This window comes from Burkholderia sp. MSHR3999 (assembly GCF_000833595.1).
Lineage (GTDB): Bacteria > Pseudomonadota > Gammaproteobacteria > Burkholderiales > Burkholderiaceae > Burkholderia > Burkholderia ubonensis.
Genome location: NZ_JRFO01000001.1, coordinates 1,797,189 through 1,814,187, shown reverse-complemented (window position 1 = coordinate 1,814,187; position 16,999 = coordinate 1,797,189). Strand labels below are relative to the sequence as shown.

The 16,999-nt window shown below is 67.3% G+C and carries 14 protein-coding genes; 13 read left to right on the top strand and 1 reads right to left on the bottom strand.

The annotated features are described in order from the left end of the window. Positions 1-84: 84 nt before the first annotated feature. From der to KY49_RS08345, 10 genes are all read left to right on the top strand, one after another. Positions 85-1,422, top strand: a complete 1,338-nt coding sequence (gene der, locus KY49_RS08390; protein WP_042584153.1) for a ribosome biogenesis GTPase Der — start codon at positions 85-87, stop codon at positions 1,420-1,422. Between the two features lie 141 nt (positions 1,423-1,563). Further along, on the top strand, positions 1,564-1,803 hold the full coding sequence (hfq, locus tag KY49_RS08385; protein WP_006399927.1) for an RNA chaperone Hfq: 240 nt from the start codon (positions 1,564-1,566) through the stop codon (positions 1,801-1,803). Between the two features lie 72 nt (positions 1,804-1,875). Further along, positions 1,876-3,039: a GTPase HflX gene (hflX, locus tag KY49_RS08380; protein WP_177313128.1), complete on the top strand. Its 1,164-nt coding sequence runs from the start codon at positions 1,876-1,878 to the stop codon at positions 3,037-3,039. A gap of 47 nt (positions 3,040-3,086) precedes the next feature. Further along, positions 3,087-4,424, top strand: a complete 1,338-nt coding sequence (hflK, locus tag KY49_RS08375) for an FtsH protease activity modulator HflK (protein WP_042584151.1) — start codon at positions 3,087-3,089, stop codon at positions 4,422-4,424. Positions 4,425-4,438: 14 nt separating this feature from the next. Further along, positions 4,439-5,338: a protease modulator HflC gene (hflC, locus tag KY49_RS08370; RefSeq protein WP_042584150.1), complete on the top strand. Its 900-nt coding sequence runs from the start codon at positions 4,439-4,441 to the stop codon at positions 5,336-5,338. A gap of 36 nt (positions 5,339-5,374) precedes the next feature. Continuing rightward, entirely contained in the window at positions 5,375-5,566 is a 192-nt protein-coding gene (locus KY49_RS08365; protein ID WP_010092260.1) for a DUF2065 domain-containing protein, read from the top strand. 97 nt (positions 5,567-5,663) lie between these two features. Further along, positions 5,664-6,812 (top strand): ATP phosphoribosyltransferase regulatory subunit, encoded by a 1,149-nt coding sequence (locus KY49_RS08360; RefSeq protein ID WP_042584149.1) that lies wholly within the window; start codon positions 5,664-5,666, stop codon positions 6,810-6,812. A gap of 113 nt (positions 6,813-6,925) precedes the next feature. Continuing rightward, positions 6,926-8,272 carry an adenylosuccinate synthase gene (locus KY49_RS08355; protein WP_042584148.1) on the top strand — a complete coding sequence of 449 codons (1,347 nt, stop codon included), beginning with the start codon at positions 6,926-6,928 and terminating at the stop codon, positions 8,270-8,272. Positions 8,273-8,278: 6 nt separating this feature from the next. Further along, on the top strand, positions 8,279-8,869 hold the full coding sequence (locus KY49_RS08350; RefSeq protein ID WP_042584147.1) for a phosphoribosyltransferase: 591 nt from the start codon (positions 8,279-8,281) through the stop codon (positions 8,867-8,869). Between the two features lie 256 nt (positions 8,870-9,125). Next, entirely contained in the window at positions 9,126-11,045 is a 1,920-nt protein-coding gene (locus tag KY49_RS08345; RefSeq protein WP_042584146.1) for a potassium transporter Kup, read from the top strand. Between the two features lie 94 nt (positions 11,046-11,139). Here the strand turns inward: KY49_RS08345 and KY49_RS08340 are convergent, their stop codons facing one another. Beyond that, on the bottom strand, positions 11,140-13,467 hold the full coding sequence (locus KY49_RS08340) for a Tex family protein (protein ID WP_042584145.1): 2,328 nt from the start codon (positions 13,465-13,467) through the stop codon (positions 11,140-11,142). Between the two features lie 165 nt (positions 13,468-13,632). Here KY49_RS08340 and KY49_RS08335 point away from each other — a divergent pair, with 165 nt between their 5' ends. The 3 genes from KY49_RS08335 to KY49_RS08325 all read left to right on the top strand — a co-directional run bounded on the left by KY49_RS08335 (position 13,633) and on the right by KY49_RS08325 (position 16,987). Next, entirely contained in the window at positions 13,633-14,391 is a 759-nt protein-coding gene (locus KY49_RS08335) for a hypothetical protein (protein WP_042584144.1), read from the top strand. 78 nt (positions 14,392-14,469) lie between these two features. After that, positions 14,470-14,685 (top strand): YdcH family protein, encoded by a 216-nt coding sequence (locus KY49_RS08330; RefSeq protein WP_010092269.1) that lies wholly within the window; start codon positions 14,470-14,472, stop codon positions 14,683-14,685. Positions 14,686-14,740: 55 nt separating this feature from the next. Then, positions 14,741-16,987, top strand: a complete 2,247-nt coding sequence (locus KY49_RS08325) for an ATP-dependent DNA helicase (RefSeq protein ID WP_042584143.1) — start codon at positions 14,741-14,743, stop codon at positions 16,985-16,987. The last annotated feature ends 12 nt before the right edge of the window (positions 16,988-16,999 follow it).

Here is a 16,999-nt window from a genome sequence, read left to right as displayed (position 1 = left end):
GCGCGAATTCGTGATATTTTCATTCAGCGCAGCCGCCCGCAGCAGCGGGCCTCCCGCTGCTGCGCCTCACCGTAGACTACACAGATGAAACCGGTCATTGCCCTTGTTGGGCGCCCCAATGTGGGGAAATCCACGCTGTTCAACCGGCTCACGCGTTCGCGCGATGCGCTGGTAGCCGACTTGCCGGGCCTGACGCGCGATCGCCACTATGGCGAAGGGCGGGTCGGCGAGCGGCCGTACCTCGTCGTCGACACGGGCGGCTTCGAGCCGGTCGCGAAGGACGGCATCCTGCACGAGATGGCGCGCCAGACGCGGCAGGCGGTCGAGGAGGCCGACGTCGTCGTGTTCATCGTCGACGGCCGCAACGGGCTCGCGCCGCAGGACAAGTCGATCGCCGACTACCTGCGCAAGACGGGCCGGCCGATCTTCCTCGTCGTCAACAAGTCCGAGGGGATGAAGTACACGGCCGTCGCGTCGGACTTCTACGAGCTCGGGCTCGGCGATCCGCGCGCGATTTCGGCCGCGCACGGCGACGGCGTGACCGAGATGATCAACGAGGCGCTCGGGGTCGCTTACGCGGGCCAGCCGGAAGAGGAAGACGAGGACAAGGCGTCGCGCGGCACCAAGATCGCGATCGTCGGCCGGCCGAACGTCGGCAAGTCGACTCTCGTTAACACGCTGATCGGCGAGGACCGCGTGATCGCGTTCGACATGCCGGGCACGACGCGCGATTCGATCTACGTCGATTTCGAGCGCAACGGCAAGCCTTATACGCTGATCGACACGGCCGGCCTGCGACGCCGCGGCAAGGTGTTCGAGGCGATCGAGAAATTCTCGGTCGTGAAAACGCTGCAGTCGATTGCCGACGCGAATGTCGTCATTCTTCTGCTGGATGCGCGGCAGGACATTTCGGACCAGGACGCGCACATCGCCGGGTTCGTGGTCGAGCAAGGGCGGGCGCTGGTGGTCGGCGTGAACAAGTGGGACGGTCTCGATCCGCACGTGCGTGAACGCACCAAGGCGGATTTGACCCGCAAGCTGAAATTCCTCGAATTCGCGAAATTCCACTTCATTTCCGCAGCGGAAAAGACCGGCATCGGCCCGCTGATGCGCTCGGTCGACGACGCGTACGGCGCGGCGATGGCGAAGCTGCCGACGCCGAAGCTCACGCGTGCGCTGATCGAGGCGGTCGAGTTCCAGCAGCCGCGCCGTCGCGGCCCGGTGCGCCCGAAGCTGCGCTACGCGCACCAGGGCGGCCAGAATCCGCCGGTCATCGTGATCCACGGCAATGCGCTCGATGCGGTGACCGACACCTACAAGCGCTACCTGGAGAACCGCTTCCGCGAAACTTTCTCCCTGGCCGGGACTCCATTGCGCATAGAGTTCCGTTCGTCGCACAACCCGTACGCGGACAAGAGCTGAACGCACGTCCCGCAAGGGTAGGCCGCATGGCCGACGCCCGGGCGGGGCACGCAAAATCGGCTATAGTGTAGCGATTGGCGGCGGATCTCTTTTTCTTCGTCGCCAATCCAGATCAACCTGCAAAACAAGATGGAGTACGCCATGAGCAACAAAGGGCAATTGTTACAAGACCCGTTTTTGAACGCACTGCGCAAGGAGCACGTTCCCGTTTCGATCTATCTCGTCAACGGCATCAAGCTCCAAGGGAACATCGAATCGTTCGACCAGTACGTCGTGTTGCTCCGTAATACGGTGACCCAGATGGTCTACAAGCACGCCATCTCGACGGTCGTCCCGGCGCGCCCGGTGAACTTCCACCCGGACGCGGAAGCCTCGTCCTAACCTATCGCAGCGGCCGGCATCCGGTCGCCGCGTGCGACCGATGCCAGCCGCCAAATCTTGACACCTGATAATTTGACCAACGCAGCGCTCGTCGGCATCGATTTCGGCAAGACCGATTTCGAGGCCAGTCTCGAAGAACTCAGTCTTCTCGCATCCAGCGCGGGTGCGCATCCCGCCGTCACCCTGACCGGCCGCCGCTCCAGTCCCGATGCCGCGATGTTCGTCGGCAGCGGCAAAGCCGAAGAATTGCGGCTCGCCTGCGAAGCCAACGACGTCGACATCGTCATCTTCAATCACGCGTTGGCGCCGGCCCAGCAACGCAATCTGGAGCGTGCGCTTAACAGGCGGGTCGTCGACCGCACGAGCCTCATCCTTGACATCTTCGCGCAGCGCGCACGCAGCCACGAAGGCAAGCTGCAGGTCGAACTCGCTCAACTGCAATATTTGTCGACCCGGCTGATCCGCGCGTGGACCCACCTCGAGCGGCAAAAGGGCGGTATCGGCCTGCGCGGCCCCGGCGAAACCCAGCTCGAAACCGACCGCCGGCTGATCGGCGATCGCATCAAGATGCTGAAGTCGCGCCTCGACCGGCTGCGCCGCCAGCACAGTACGCAGCGTCGCCAGCGGGCGCGCAGCGGCACGATGTCGGTCTCGCTCGTCGGCTACACGAACGCCGGCAAGTCGACGCTGTTCAATGCGCTGACGAAAGCGCAGGCGTATGCGGCCGACCAGCTGTTCGCGACGCTCGACACGACGTCGCGGCGTGTGTATCTCGGCGACGAGATCGGCCAGATCGTCGTGTCGGACACGGTCGGGTTCATCCGCGAGCTGCCGCACCAGCTGGTCGCGGCGTTCCGCGCGACGCTTGAGGAAACGATTCACGCGGACCTGCTGCTGCATGTCGTCGATGCGTCGAGCGCGGTGCGGCTCGAGCAGATCGAGCAGGTCAACGGTGTGCTGCACGAGATCGGCGCGGACACGATCCGGCAGGTCCTGGTATTCAACAAGATCGACGCCGTGCCTGAGCTGGCGGCCCGCGGCGACGCGGTCGAGCGGGACGAGTATGGTAATATTTCGCGCGTCTTTTTGAGCGCGCGCACCGGTCAAGGGCTGGACGCGCTGCGCGCCGCCATCGCCGAAATCGCCTCTGCGGAACACCTTGACGGCGCGATGCCGCTCGACGGCGCGCCCGCGGAATCACACGAAGACCAAACGCTTTCCGAACACGGGCGCTAGCCGGTCCCGGCCGGTTTGCCGGCGTCTAATCTGGTGAACAAACTCTGGTGAACGAATACAACGAGCGGAGTAACGGGCGGCGCAAGCACGCCTTGCTGTCGATCAACGATCCCCGCTGGGGACGTGGCGAAGGCAATGGCGGGACGCAGCCCCGCGCGAACGAATCGAAGCGCCCGCCAGGCGGTGACGGCGAAGGCCCGCCCGATCTCGACGAAATGTGGCGCAATTTCAACCGGCGCCTGAGCGGCCTGTTCGGCGGCAAGGGCGGCAACGGGTTCCGCCCGGACAACGGCCGGGCCGCGCGCGTCGGCGTCGGCATCGTGATCGGCGTGCTGGTCGCGGTCTATGCCGGCAGCGGCCTGTTCGTCGTGCCGGAAGGCCAGACGGGCGTCGTGCTGCAGATGGGCCGGCTTACCGGCACCGTCGAGCAGGGCGTGCACTGGCGCGCGCCGTATCCGTTCGCAACGCACGAGATCGTCGATACGTCGCAGAGCCGCTCGGTCGAGGTCGGCCGCAACAACGTCGTGCGTCTCGCGAACGTGAAGGAATCCGCGATGCTGACGCGCGACGCCGACATCGTCGACGTGCGCTTCGCGGTGCAGTACCGGATCCGTTCGGCGACCGATTACCTGTTCCGCAGCGTCGATCCGGAGCGCAGCGTCACGCAGGCCGCACAGGCCGCGGTGCGCGCGATCGTCGGCACGCGCAGCGCGGCGGACATCCTCAATCAGGATCGCGACGCGTTGCGGCAGCAGGTGAGCGAAGCGATCCAGCGCGATCTCGACCGTTATCACGCGGGGCTCGAAGTCACGTCCGTGACGATGCAAAGCGTCGCGGCGCCCGAGCAGACGCAGGCCGCCTATGGCGAAGTGGCGAAGGCGCGCGACGAGCGCGAAGCCGCGAAGCGCGCCGCGCAGGCCTATGCGAGCGACCTGCTGCCGAAGGCGCAGGGCGATGCCGCGAAACTGATCGACGAGGCGAAGGCGTATGCGGATCGCGTCGTCACGCAGGCCGAAGGCGACGCGGAGCGCTTCAAGCAGGTCTACGCGCAGTATTCGAAAGCGCCGGCCGTGATCCGCGAACGGATGTACCTGGAGACCATGCAGGAAATCTATTCGAACTCGACGAAGATCTTCGTCGGCAGCAAGGGCGGCAACAACGTGCTGTATCTCCCGCTCGACAAGCTGGTCGAGCAGGGCCGGCAAAGTGCGGCGGGGGCCGCTGCACCCGCCGGCGCATCGGCGGCTGAAGTGCCGGCGCCGGCCGCGGCATCGACGCCGTCGGCAAGCGTGCCTGCGTCGGCGGCCGCACCGGCATCCGGCAGCGACGTGCTGCGATCGCGCGAAGCTTTTCGCAGCCGGTCGCGCGAAGACGATCTGAAGTAACGGGAGCGCGTGTCATGAATCGAATCATTGCGCTCGTCGTCGCAATCGTGATCGTTGCCTTCGCTGCGTCGTCGACCGTCCTGACCGTCGACCCGCGCCATGCGGCCGTGTTGTCGGGCCGTTCGGGCGCCGACCCGACGCTGGCCGGCCCCGGCGTGCATTTCAAGCTGCCGCCGCCGTTGCAGACGGCGACGCTGATCGACACCCGCCTGCAGTCGCTCGAATCGGCGGATCCGCTGCAGTTCGCGACCGCGGACAAGCATGACCTGCTCGTCGGCTACATGGTCAAGTACCGGATTGCCGATCCGATGAAGTATTTCGCCGCGACGGGCGGCGAGCCGGCCGCGGCCGGCGACCGCCTGAGCGTCGCGCTGAAGGGCGCGCTCGGCGACGCGATCGGCAAGCGTGAGCGCGACGATGTGATCGGCGGCCAGCGCGCGATCGCCGACGCCGCCCGCGGCGCGGTGCTGGCGACGGCATCCGGGTTCGGCGTGGACGTGGTCGACGTGCAGCTCACGCGCGTCGACCTGCCGGCCGCGCAGACCGACGCCGCGTACCAGCGGATGATCGCCGCGCTGCGCGAGCAGGCTGCGCGGGTGCGCGCCGAAGGCGCGGCGGACGTCGAGCAGATCAAGGCCGACGCCGAGCGCGAGCAGCAGGCGGTGCTGGCGAACGCATACAAGTCGGCGCAGACGCTCAAGGGCGAGGGTGACGCGAAGACCGCGACGATCGCCGCCGACGCGTTCGGCCGCGATCCGCAGTTCTACCAGTTCTATGCGAGCCTGCAGGCGTATCGCAATACGTTCAAGCGCAACGACATCATCGTCGTCGACCCCGACAGCGAGTTTTTCCGCTTCATGCGCAGCCCGACGGGCGGTGCCGCACCGGCGGCGCCCGCTCCCCGCAAACACTGACCTTGGGGCGCCGCGTCATGCGGCGCCGTCGCTCGCATGGATCTGGCTGGCTCGTTGTTGCTCGCAGTTGCGCTGATGCTGATTATCGAGGGCGCATTTCCCTTCGTGTTTCCGTCCGCATGGCGGGACACGTTTCGTAGAATAGCGGAGCGGCCGCCGCATCATATCCGGATCGGCGGGCTGATCGTGATGGCGCTCGGGCTCGCACTGCTGCTGCTCGCCACCTGATCCGGACGGCGCATCCGGCCGTCTGCCTGAACCCGATTCCGATTCACACCGCGGTGCGCGTGTCGCGCGCCGTGTTTCCCGTCGTAGGACCGTACCGATGTCGACCTGGTTACTTCCCGAGAATATCGCCGACGTGCTGCCGTCGGAAGCGCGCAAGATCGAGGAGCTGCGCCGCAGGCTGCTCGACCGCTTCCGTTCGTACGGCTACGAAATGGTGATGCCGCCGTTGCTCGAATATCTCGAGTCGCTGCTGACGAGCGGCGGCAACGATCTGCGCCTGCGCACCTTCAAGCTGGTCGACCAACTGTCGGGGCGCACGCTCGGCCTGCGCGCGGACATCACGCCGCAGGTTGCGCGCATCGACGCGCACCTGCTGAACCGCCAGGGCGTGACGCGCCTTTGCTATGCGGGCCACGTGATGCACACGCGCCCGCGCGGCCTGCACGCCACCCGTGAGCAGATCCAGATCGGCGCCGAAATCTACGGTCACGCCGGGCTGGAAGCCGATCTCGAAATCCAGCAGCTGATGCTCGACGCGCTGCATCTCGCGGGCCTGTCGCGCATTCGGCTCGACCTGTGCCACGCGGGCGTGCTCGCGGCGCTGCTCGCGCGCGACGCGCGGGCAGCCGAGCGCGGCGAGGCGCTGTACGACGCGCTGTCGGGCAAGGACGTGCCGCTGCTGAACGAACTGACCGACGATCTCGGCGCCGACACGCGCGCCGCACTGCGCGCGCTGCCGCATCTGTACGGCGACGCGAGCGTGCTCGACGAGGCGCGCGCACGGCTGCCCGCGCTGCCGGAGATCACGCGGGCGCTCGACGATCTCGCACAGCTCGCGGCGCAGGCGAAGGGCGTCGAAGTCGCGATCGATCTCGCCGACCTGCGCGGCTACGCGTATCACAGCGGCGCGATGCTGACGGCCTACATCGATGGCGTGCCGAACGCGATCGCGCGCGGCGGCCGCTACGATCACGTCGGCCAGGCGTACGGCCGCGCCCGCCCGGCGACGGGCTTCTCGCTCGACCTGCGCGAGCTCGCGCGAATTTCGCCGGTCGAGGCGCGCGGCACCGCGATCCTCGCGCCGTGGGCGCAGGACGATGCGCTGCGCGCGGCCGTCGCGGCGCTGCGCGATGCAGGCGAGGTCGTGATCCAGGCGCTGCCGGGGCACGATCATGTGCTCGACGAGTTCGCCTGCGACCGATCGCTCGTCGAGCGCAACGGCGCGTGGGTGGTCGAGCCCCGCTAAAAGGCGTTCGCGGGCCGCGTTTTGGCGTGCCACATCGTTGAAGCGAAACGGAAAAATTCGGAATCGCCCGCGAACCTAGGTAGAATACGTTTTTAACCAGCTAACGAATCAACATGTCTGCCAGCGCAGTGAATGTGACTCCCGGGCGAAATGTCGTCGTCGTGGGGACTCAATGGGGTGATGAAGGCAAGGGCAAGATCGTCGACTGGCTGACGGACCACGCTCAGGGCGTCGTGCGTTTCCAGGGCGGCCACAATGCCGGCCACACCCTCATCATCGGCGGCAAGAAGACCATCTTGCGCCTCATTCCGTCGGGCATCATGCGTGAAGGCGTCGCTTGCTACATCGGCAACGGCGTCGTCCTGTCCCCCGAGGCACTGTTCAAGGAAATCGGCGAGCTCGAAGAGGCCGGCCTGAACGTCCGCGACCGACTGTTCATTTCCGAAGCGACCACGCTGATCCTGCCGTATCACATCGCGATCGACCAGGCGCGCGAAGCGCGCAAGGGCGCGGGCAAGATCGGCACGACCGGCCGCGGCATCGGCCCGGCGTACGAGGACAAGGTCGGCCGCCGCGCGCTGCGCGTGCAGGACCTGTTTGACGCAAAGACCTTCGCCGACCGCCTGCGCGAAAACCTCGACTTCCACAACTTCGTGCTGACCCAGTACCTGGGCGGCGCGGCAGTCGACTTCCAGGCCACGCTCGACACGATGCTCGGCTATGCGGACCGCCTGAAGCCGATGGTGGCCGACGTGTCGCGCCGCCTGTACGACGCGAACAACGCGGGCCAGAACCTGCTGTTCGAAGGCGCGCAAGGCACGCTGCTCGACATCGACCACGGCACCTATCCGTTCGTCACGTCGAGCAACTGCGTTGCCGGTGCGGCGGCGGCGGGCGCGGGCGTCGGTCCGCAGAAGCTCAACTACATCCTCGGCATCACGAAGGCGTATTGCACGCGCGTCGGCTCGGGCCCGTTCCCGAGCGAGCTGTACGACGCCGACAACCCGAAGCGTCAGGATCAGGTCGGCGTCACGCTCGCGAACGTCGGCAAGGAGTTCGGTTCGGTCACGGGTCGCCCGCGCCGCACCGGTTGGCTCGACGCGGCCGCGCTGCGCCGCTCGATCCAGATCAACGGCGTGTCGGGCCTGTGCATGACGAAGCTCGACGTGCTCGACGGCCTCGACGAGGTCAAGCTGTGCGTCGGCTACAAGATCGACGGCAAGGATGCGGACATCCTGCCGCGCGGCGCGGCCGATGTCGCGCGCTGCGAGCCCGTGTACGAGACGTTCGTCGGCTGGAAGGAAAGCACCGTCGGCATCAACGCGTGGGATGCGCTGCCGGAAAACGCCCGTGCGTACCTGACCCGTGTCCAGGAAGTGGCCGGCGTGCCGATCGACATGGTGTCGACCGGCCCGGACCGCGACGAGACGATCCTGCTCCGTCATCCGTTCAAGGTGTAACGCACGATGACGCAGCAGAACACGATGACGCTTGCGATGACCGATCCGCGCAACGACGACAAGAACCTGTGGGTGGGCTGGGACGAATATCACCGCCTGATCGAGATGCTCGCGCTCCAGGTGCATGAGTCCGGCTGGAAGTTCGACCAGATCCTGTGCCTCGCGCGCGGCGGCCTGCGCGTCGGCGACCAGCTGTCGCGCATCTACGACGTGCCGCTCGCGATCCTCGCGACCAGCTCGTATCGCGAAGCGGCCGGCCGCGAGCAGGGGAACCTCGACATCGCGCAGTACATCACGATGACGCGCGGCAATCTCGCCGGCAACGTGCTGCTGGTCGACGACCTCGTCGACTCCGGCGTCACGCTCGCGCGCGTGCAGGAGCACCTGAAGGAGCGCTATCCGGCCGTCACGGCGGTGCGCTCGGCCGTGCTCTGGTACAAGGGCTGCTCGAAGGTGAAGCCCGACTACCACACGCAGTTCCTGCCGACGAATCCGTGGATCCATCAGCCGTTCGAGGAATGGGATACGGTTCGTCCGCACAATCTCGAGGCCTGGATCAAGCGCGGCGACGCGCAGCGCGACGCCGCACGCGCGTAAGCGCCTGCCGGCCGATCGCCAAACCGCTCTCTGACGGCGCCGCTTGCGGCGCCGCTTTTCATTGGCGCGTCGCGACCCGGGTAGGCAACCGCCGACGCCACGGCTATGATGGCCTCCCTGCCACAGCTCGCGCCGCGTTGCATCGGCGCAGTGGGCCTCGTGGCTTCGCGGCAACAGGACAGGACGGCATTCGACCCCCGCGCGAGTAGAATAGCGCTCGTTTTGTTCGACTCCGGACTCGATTATTTCGCTGCATATGAACGATACGACTCACGCGACCGACGCGATTCACGCGCCGCATTCGTCGACGCAACAACATTCGCTGCAGGCGCTCGCAATCGCCGCGATCGGTGTGGTGTTCGGCGACATCGGCACGAGTCCGCTGTATTCGCTCAAGGAGGCGTTCAGCCCCGCACACGGCATTCCGCTCACGGAAGGCTCGATCCTCGGCGTGATCTCGCTGTTGTTCTGGGCGATCATTCTCGTGGTCGGCATCAAATACCTGCTGTTCGTGATGCGCGCCGACAACAACGGCGAGGGTGGCGTGCTGGCGCTGATGGCGCTGTCGCTGCGGCCGCTCAATTCGAAGAGCCGCGTGACGGGCGCGCTGATGGCGCTCGGGATCTTCGGCGCGTGCATGTTCTACGGCGACGCGGTGATCACGCCGGCGATCTCGGTGATGTCGGCGGTCGAAGGCCTCGAAATCGCGACCCCGCATCTTTCGCATCTCGTGCTGCCGATCACGATCGTGATCCTGATCGCGCTGTTCTGGATCCAGCGCCACGGCACCGCGACGGTCGGCAAGTTGTTCGGCCCGATCATGGTGCTGTGGTTCGTCGCGATCGCAGCGCTCGGCGTGTATCACATCGTGCGCGTGCCGGGCATCGTCGCGGCGATCAACCCATACTACGCGGTGTCGTTCATGTCGGACCACCTGCTGCAGGCCTACGTCGTGCTCGGCTCGGTCGTGCTGGTGCTGACGGGCGCCGAAGCGCTCTACGCGGACATGGGCCATTTCGGCGCGAAGCCGATCCGGATCGCAGCGTACGGGCTCGTGATGCCGTCGCTCGTGCTCAACTACTTCGGGCAGGGCGCGCTGCTGATCCAGAACCCGAAGGCGATCGAGAACCCGTTCTTCCTGCTCGCGCCCGACTGGGCGCTGCTGCCGCTCGTCGTGCTGTCGACGGTCGCGACCGTGATCGCGTCGCAGGCGGTGATCTCGGGTGCGTATTCGCTGACCTCGCAGGCGATCCAGCTCGGCTACGTGCCGCGCATGAAGGTGCTGCACACGTCCGAACTGGCGATCGGCCAGATCTACGTGCCGGTCGTGAACTGGCTGCTGCTGTTCGTGATCCTCTGCATCGTGATCGGCTTCAAGAGCTCGGACAACCTCGCCGCCGCGTACGGTATCGCGGTGACGGCGACGATGGTCATCACGACCGTGCTCGCCGCGGTCGTGATGGTGAAGGTGTGGAACTGGAACCGGCTGCTGGTGGGCGCGATCATCGCGGTCTTCCTCGCGGTCGACCTCGGCTTCTTCGGCGCGAACCTGCTGAAGGTCGCGCAGGGCGGCTGGCTGCCGCTCGGGATCGGCGCGCTGCTGTTCTTCCTGCTGATGACCTGGTACAAGGGCCGGCACATCGTGAAGGAGCGCACGGCGGCCGACGGCATCCCGCTCGAGCCGTTCCTGCAGGGGCTGCTCGCGCATCCGCCGCATCGCGTGTCGGGCACGGCGATCTACCTGACCGGCAACGACAAGCTCGTGCCCGTCAGCCTGCTGCACAACCTGAAGCACAACAAGGTGCTGCACGAGCGGACCATTTTCCTGACGTTCGTCACGCGCGATATCCCGTACGTGCGCGACGACAAGCGGCTGGCCGCGCGCGACGCGGGCGGCGGGCTGTACATGGTGACGGCGGAATACGGCTTCAACGAAACGCCGGACGTGAAGGCGGTGCTGGAAGAGTTCGGCCGCACCCACGACATGACGTTCGAGCTGATGGACACGTCGTTCTTCCTCGCGCGCGAAACGGTCGTGCCGACGCAGCTGCCGGGCATGTCGATCTGGCGCGAACGCGTGTTCGCGTGGATGCACCAGAACGCAGCGAAGCCGACCGATTTCTTCGCGATTCCGGCGAACCGCGTGGTCGAGCTCGGCACGAAGATCGAGATCTGACGGCTGCGGGGCGCGCGCCCCGCGATGGCTGCACCGGAACGAAAAAAGCCCCGCTTATTCGGCGGGGCTTTTCCTTTTTCCGGAACGCTCGCGCTCAGCGCTGCTTGAGCTTCGCGAACGCCGCGGCCATCGCGCCGGACGGTTCCGGCTCGCGCGAACGGGGCGGACGCGCCTGGCCGCCCCGGCTTGCGCCGCCGCGTTCCTGGCCGCCGCGCGCCGCCGTGCCCGGGGTCGCATCGTCGTCGAGGCGCATCGTCAGCGAGATGCGCTGGCGCTTGACGTCGACGTCGAGCACCTTGACCTTGACCACCTGGCCGGCCTTCACGACTTCGTGCGGGTCCTTGATGAACTTCGTCGACAGCGCGGACACGTGGACGAGGCCGTCCTGGTGCACGCCGACGTCGACGAACGCGCCGAACGCGGCGACGTTCGTCACGACGCCTTCGAGGACCATGCCCGGCACCAGGTCCGACACCTTCTCGACGCCTTCGCGGAACGTCGCGGTCTTGAATTCCGGACGCGGGTCGCGGCCCGGTTTTTCCAGTTCCGACAGGATGTCGCGCACGGTCGGCAGGCCGAAGCGCTCGTCGACGAACTCGGCGGGCGACAGGCCCGCGAGCGCTTCGCGGCTGCCGAGCACGTCGTCGATGCGCTTGCTGATCTTCGCGAGAATGCGTTCGACGACCGGATACGCTTCCGGGTGCACCGACGAGCGGTCGAGCGGATTCTCGCCGCCGTTGATGCGCAGGAAGCCGGCTGCCTGCTCGAAGGTCTTGTCGCCGAGGCGCGGCACCTTGCGCAGGTGCTCGCGGGATGGGAACGGGCCATTCGCGTCGCGGTAGTCGACGATGTTGCGGGCGAGCGTCGCGTTCAGGCCCGACACGCGCGCGAGCAGTGCGGCCGACGCGGTGTTCGCGTCGACGCCGACCGCGTTCACGCAATCCTCGACGACCGCGTCGAGCGAACGCGCGAGTTCGCGCTGGTTCACGTCGTGCTGATACTGACCGACGCCGATCGCCTTCGGCTCGATCTTGACGAGTTCGGCGAGCGGGTCCTGCAGGCGGCGCGCGATCGACACGGCGCCGCGCAGCGACACGTCGAGCTCGGGGAATTCCTTCGCCGCGAGTTCGGACGCCGAGTACACCGACGCGCCGGCCTCCGACACGACGATCTTCTGCAGGCGCAGTTCGGGGTGCTTCGCGATCAGCTCGCTCGCGAGCTTGTCGGTTTCACGCGATGCGGTGCCGTTGCCGATGCTGACGAGCTCCGCCTGGGTTTGCGCGGCAATGCGCGCGAGCTTCGCGAGCGAGCCGTCCCAGTCGCGGCGCGGCTCGTGCGGGTAGATCGTGTCGGTCGCGAGCAGCTTGCCGGTGCGGTCGACGACCGCGACCTTCACGCCGGTGCGCAGGCCGGGGTCGAGGCCGATCACGGCCTTCGGGCCGGCCGGCGCCGCGAGCAGCAGGTCCTTCAGGTTGCGCGCGAACACGCGGATCGCCTCGTGCTCGGCGTCCTCGCGCAACTGCGTCAGCAATTCGTTCTCGATGTGCGGCTGCACCTTCACGCGCCAGCACCAGCGGCAGACGTCGGACAGCCACTTGTCGGCCGGCCGGTTCTGGTTCGCGATGCCGAAATGGCGCGCGATCATCGCCTCGCCGGGATGCGGCACCTGCGCGTCGAGTTCCTCGCCGAGGCCGAGCTTGACCGTCAGCACGCCGGCGTTGCGGCCGCGGAACAGCGCGAGCGCGCGGTGCGACGGCACGGTCTTGATCGTTTCCGCGTAGTCGTAGTAATCGCGGAATTTCTCGCCTTCTTCGTTCTCCTTGCCTTCGACGACCGCCGACGACACGACGCCCTGGTTGTGCAGGTAGTCGCGCAGCTTGCCGAGCAGCTCGGCCGTTTCGCCGAACTGCTCGGACAGAATGTCGCGGGCGCCGTCGAGCGCGGCCTTCACGTCGGCGACGCCCTTGTCGGCGTCGACGTAGGCGGCCGCTTCGGCCTGCGGGTCGAGCAGCGGGTTGCCGAGCAGCGCCTGCGCGAGCGGCTCGAGGCCGGCTTCGCGGGCGATCTGCGCGCGCGTGTGGCGCTTCGGCTTGTACGGCAGATAAAGGTCTTCGAGCACCTGCTTGCTGTCGGCGGCGTCGATCGCGGCGCGCAGTTCGTCGGTCAGCTTGCCTTGCTCGTCGATGCTCGCGAGGATCGTGGCGCGGCGCTCCTCGAGCTCGCGCAGGTACAGCAGGCGCTCCTCGAGCTGGCGCAGCTGCGTGTCGTCCAGGTTGCCGGTCACTTCCTTGCGATACCGGGCAATGAACGGAACGGTGGCGCCTTCGTCGAGGAGTTGCACTGCCGCCGCAACCTGGCGCGGCTGGACGGTCAGTTCGGTGGCGATGCGCTGTACGATCTTGAGTGCTACGGTTTCCGTCATGTCGTGGATGATCTCTGCCTGCTGAAATCGCGGCGCGGGCCGGTGAGGCCCGCCTGGCGGGCCGCTCGCGGCGAGCCCGCCGAACCAGACGCCGCGGGTGAATGAAGCGGGGCATTTTGCCATAAATGGCAGAGCGTCCATCCGCGGGGTGATAGAATTTGACACATGTCCCGCAGCTTTCCTACGACGTTGCCAACCTCCCGCTTTCCTCTCGTCGCGCTCGGCGCAGCGCTTGCCGCGGCTTTGTCCTTCGGGGCGGCCGGCGCGCATGCGCAGGCGTCCGCCATCGCGGCATCGGCCGCCGACGCGGCCGCGCCCGTCCCGGCCTCGACCACGCACGACTTCGACGCACGTCAAAAAGTGCTCGATCAACGCACGGCCAAAAACGATTATCGTTATGCGGTGGCCGAACACGACTGCTACAGCAAGTTCTTCGTCAACTACTGTCTCGGCAAGGCGCGCGACCAGATGCGCGAGGAGCGCGCGAGCATCCGGCAGGAGCAGCTCGCGCTCGACGACGAGCAGCGCGCGGTGCGGGCGCAGCAGCGTGACCAGCAAGCCGCGCTGAAACAGGCGCAGAATGCGGCGGAGGCGCCGCAGCGCGCGGCGAACGAAGCGGCGAACGCGGCTGCGTTCCGCGACAAGCAGGAGCAGAATGCGCTGAAGCAGGCGCAGCGCGGCGCGGAAGGCCCGCAGCGCGCGGCGAACAAGCAGGCCTACGACCAGAAGCAGGCCGATTTCCAGCGCAAGCTCGACGAAGCGCACCAGCAGGCGGCCCAGAAGGCGCAGGAACGGGCGGACAACGCCGCGCGCTACGAGCAGAAGCAGAAGGAGGCCGCGCAGCACAAGGCCGACGTGGAGCAGCGACAGAAGGAAGCGGCCGAGAAGGCCAGGCAGCAACAGCAGCAAATGCAGGGGCAGTAACGTGTTGGGTTGATCCGGAAAGCAGTCTCGAGCGCACCGGCGCGCAGGCCGGCGCGCCGCTTCGATGAGGAGGCGCATATGCAAAGCCGTCATGCGGAACAGCAGCAGGAATTGCACAACCGGTTGGCTTCATTGCAGGAGCTCCACGCTCAGCTTGCTCGGGAGATCGAGCAGAAGGAAGGGCGGTCCGACATCGACGACATTACGCTGCACAGACTGAAGAAAGAGAAGCTGGCGGCCAAAGACAAAATCATCATGCTGCAATCGCAGCTGGAACCGGATAAGCGCGCCTGAGCGCGGCCTGGCAAGCGCCGGCGCCGCCCGGGCGCTGGACACAGGAACGCTTGCCTTGAATTCACCGCTTGATGCCACCCCCGATGCCCGGCGAGACACCTCGTCGGCCGGGCGCGCCCGTGCGCCTGAAGCCGCCTTTGAGCTGAGCCGCAAGCGCGTCGACGAGCTCGACGCGATCTTCGGCGACGGCGGGCTGTTCGCGCGAGCGCTCGACGGCTACCGACCCCGTGCATCGCAGATCGAGATGGCGCGTGCGGTCGCGGCCGCGATGGAGGCGTCCGCGCGCCGGATGCCCGAACCCGAGATATTTGAGACCCGCAAGCGCCCGGCGCGGCGTCTGCAGAACGATGCGGAGAACGCGGCCGAACCCGGCGCGGATGGCGCCGCGGCCGCGGAGGCCGACAGCGACGCGGGCGACAATACGCTGATCGTCGAGGCGGGCACGGGCACCGGCAAGACCTACGCCTATCTCGTGCCGGCGATGCTGTGGGGCGGCAAGGTCATCGTGTCGACCGGCACCAAGCACCTGCAGGACCAGCTGTTCCTGCGCGATCTCCCGACCGTGCGCGACGCGCTCGCGGTGCCGGTCACGGTCGCGATGCTCAAGGGTCGCGCGAACTATCTGTGCCACTACTACCTGCAGCGCACCGCCGACAACGGCAGGCTGCCGTCGCGGCAGGACACCGCGTACCTGCAGGAGATCGTCCGTTTCGCGAAAGTCACGCGAAGCGGCGACAAGGCCGAGCTGGCGAGCGTGCCGGAGAACGCGCCCGTATGGTCGATGGTCACGTCGACGCGCGACAACTGCCTCGGCCAGGAGTGTCCGCACTACAAGGACTGCTTCGTGATGCAGGCGCGGCGCGAGGCCCAACAGGCCGACATCGTCGTCGTCAACCATCACCTGTTCTTCGCGGACATCATGCTGCGCGACACCGGCATGGCCGAGCTGCTGCCGAACGCGAACACGATCATCTTCGACGAAGCGCACCAGTTGCCGGAGACGGCGACGCTGTTCTTCGGCGAAACGCTGTCGACGACGCAGATCCTCGAGCTTGCGCGCGATACGGTCGCGGAGGGCTTGAGCCATGCGCGCGATGCGGTCGAATGGGTGAAGCTCGGCGGCGCGCTCGAGCGCGCGGCGCGGGACCTGCGGCTCGCGTTCGCGGACGACACGATCGTGCGCATGTCGCTCGCGCAGCTCGGCGACGACCATCCGCTGTTCGGCGCACTCGACGAGCTGGAGGCGGCGCTCGACGCGCTTGCATCGGCGCTCGCGAGCCAGGCCGAACGGGCGGAATCGCTCGGCGCATGCCTGCGGCGCGCGCGCGAGCTGCAGGACCTGCTCGCCGGCTGGGTCGCGCCCGGCGCCGCGCAGGCGGCCGCCAGCGCGGAGACGGTGGAATCTAAGGCCGGCGAGGGCGGCGACGCCGGCGAGAAGGTGCGCTGGGTCGAAGTGTTCTCGCACACGGTCCAGCTGCACGAGACGCCGTTGTCCGTCGCGCCGATCTTCGCGAAGCAGCGCGCGGGCGTGCCGCGCGCCTGGGTGTTCACGTCGGCGACGCTGTCGGTGCGCGGCGATTTCACGCACTACGCGGCACAAATGGGGCTCAGCTCGCGCCGCTCGATGACGCTCGCGAGCCCGTTCGACTACCAGGCGCAGGGGCTGCTGTACGTGCCGCGCAATCTGCCGCAGCCGTCGTCGCCCGCCTTCACGGATGCGGTGTTCGACGCCGCGCTGCCTGCCATCGAGGCATCGGGCGGCGGCGTGTTCATGCTGTGCACGACGCTGCGCGCTGTCGACCGGATCGCCGCGAAGCTGCGCGACGTGATCGAGTCGCGCGGGTGGAACACGCCGCTTCTCGTGCAGGGCGATGCGAGCCGCACCGAGCTGCTCGATCGGTTCCGCGCGTACGGCAACGCGATCCTCGTCGGCAGCCAGAGCTTCTGGGAAGGCGTCGACGTGCGCGGCGACGCGCTGTCGCTCGTCGTGATCGACAAGCTTCCGTTCGCGCCGCCCGACGATCCGGTGCTGGCCGCGCGGCTCGACGCGCTCGCAAAGAAGGGCTTGAGTCCGTTCGCCGCGCACCAGCTGCCGCAGGCGGTGATTACGCTGAAGCAGGGCGCGGGCCGGCTGATTCGCGCGGAAACCGATCGCGGCGTGCTGATGATCTGCGACACGCGCCTCGTCGACAAGCCTTATGGGCGGCGGATCTGGCAGAGCCTGCCGCCGTTCAAGCGGACCCGCGAGATCGAAGTCGTCGAGGAGTTCTTCGACGAGCAGCGTGCGGCGAAGCGGGCATAGCGGCGCGACGCC

What these genes read in the sequence shown, in the direction of transcription:
- der (WP_042584153.1), top strand. Translation starts at nt 85, where the DNA reads ATGAAACCGGTCATTGCCCTTGTTGGGCGCCCCAATGTGGGGAAATCC.
- hfq (WP_006399927.1), top strand. Translation starts at nt 1,564, where the DNA reads ATGAGCAACAAAGGGCAATTGTTACAAGACCCGTTTTTGAACGCACTG.
- hflC (WP_042584150.1), top strand. Translation starts at nt 4,439, where the DNA reads ATGAATCGAATCATTGCGCTCGTCGTCGCAATCGTGATCGTTGCCTTC.
- KY49_RS08365 (WP_010092260.1), top strand. Translation starts at nt 5,375, where the DNA reads ATGGATCTGGCTGGCTCGTTGTTGCTCGCAGTTGCGCTGATGCTGATT.
- KY49_RS08360 (WP_042584149.1), top strand. Translation starts at nt 5,664, where the DNA reads ATGTCGACCTGGTTACTTCCCGAGAATATCGCCGACGTGCTGCCGTCG.
- KY49_RS08355 (WP_042584148.1), top strand. Translation starts at nt 6,926, where the DNA reads ATGTCTGCCAGCGCAGTGAATGTGACTCCCGGGCGAAATGTCGTCGTC.
- KY49_RS08350 (WP_042584147.1), top strand. Translation starts at nt 8,279, where the DNA reads ATGACGCAGCAGAACACGATGACGCTTGCGATGACCGATCCGCGCAAC.
- KY49_RS08345 (WP_042584146.1), top strand. Translation starts at nt 9,126, where the DNA reads ATGAACGATACGACTCACGCGACCGACGCGATTCACGCGCCGCATTCG.
- KY49_RS08340 (WP_042584145.1), bottom strand. Translation starts at nt 13,467, where the DNA reads ATGACGGAAACCGTAGCACTCAAGATCGTACAGCGCATCGCCACCGAA.
- KY49_RS08335 (WP_042584144.1), top strand. Translation starts at nt 13,633, where the DNA reads ATGTCCCGCAGCTTTCCTACGACGTTGCCAACCTCCCGCTTTCCTCTC.
- KY49_RS08330 (WP_010092269.1), top strand. Translation starts at nt 14,470, where the DNA reads ATGCAAAGCCGTCATGCGGAACAGCAGCAGGAATTGCACAACCGGTTG.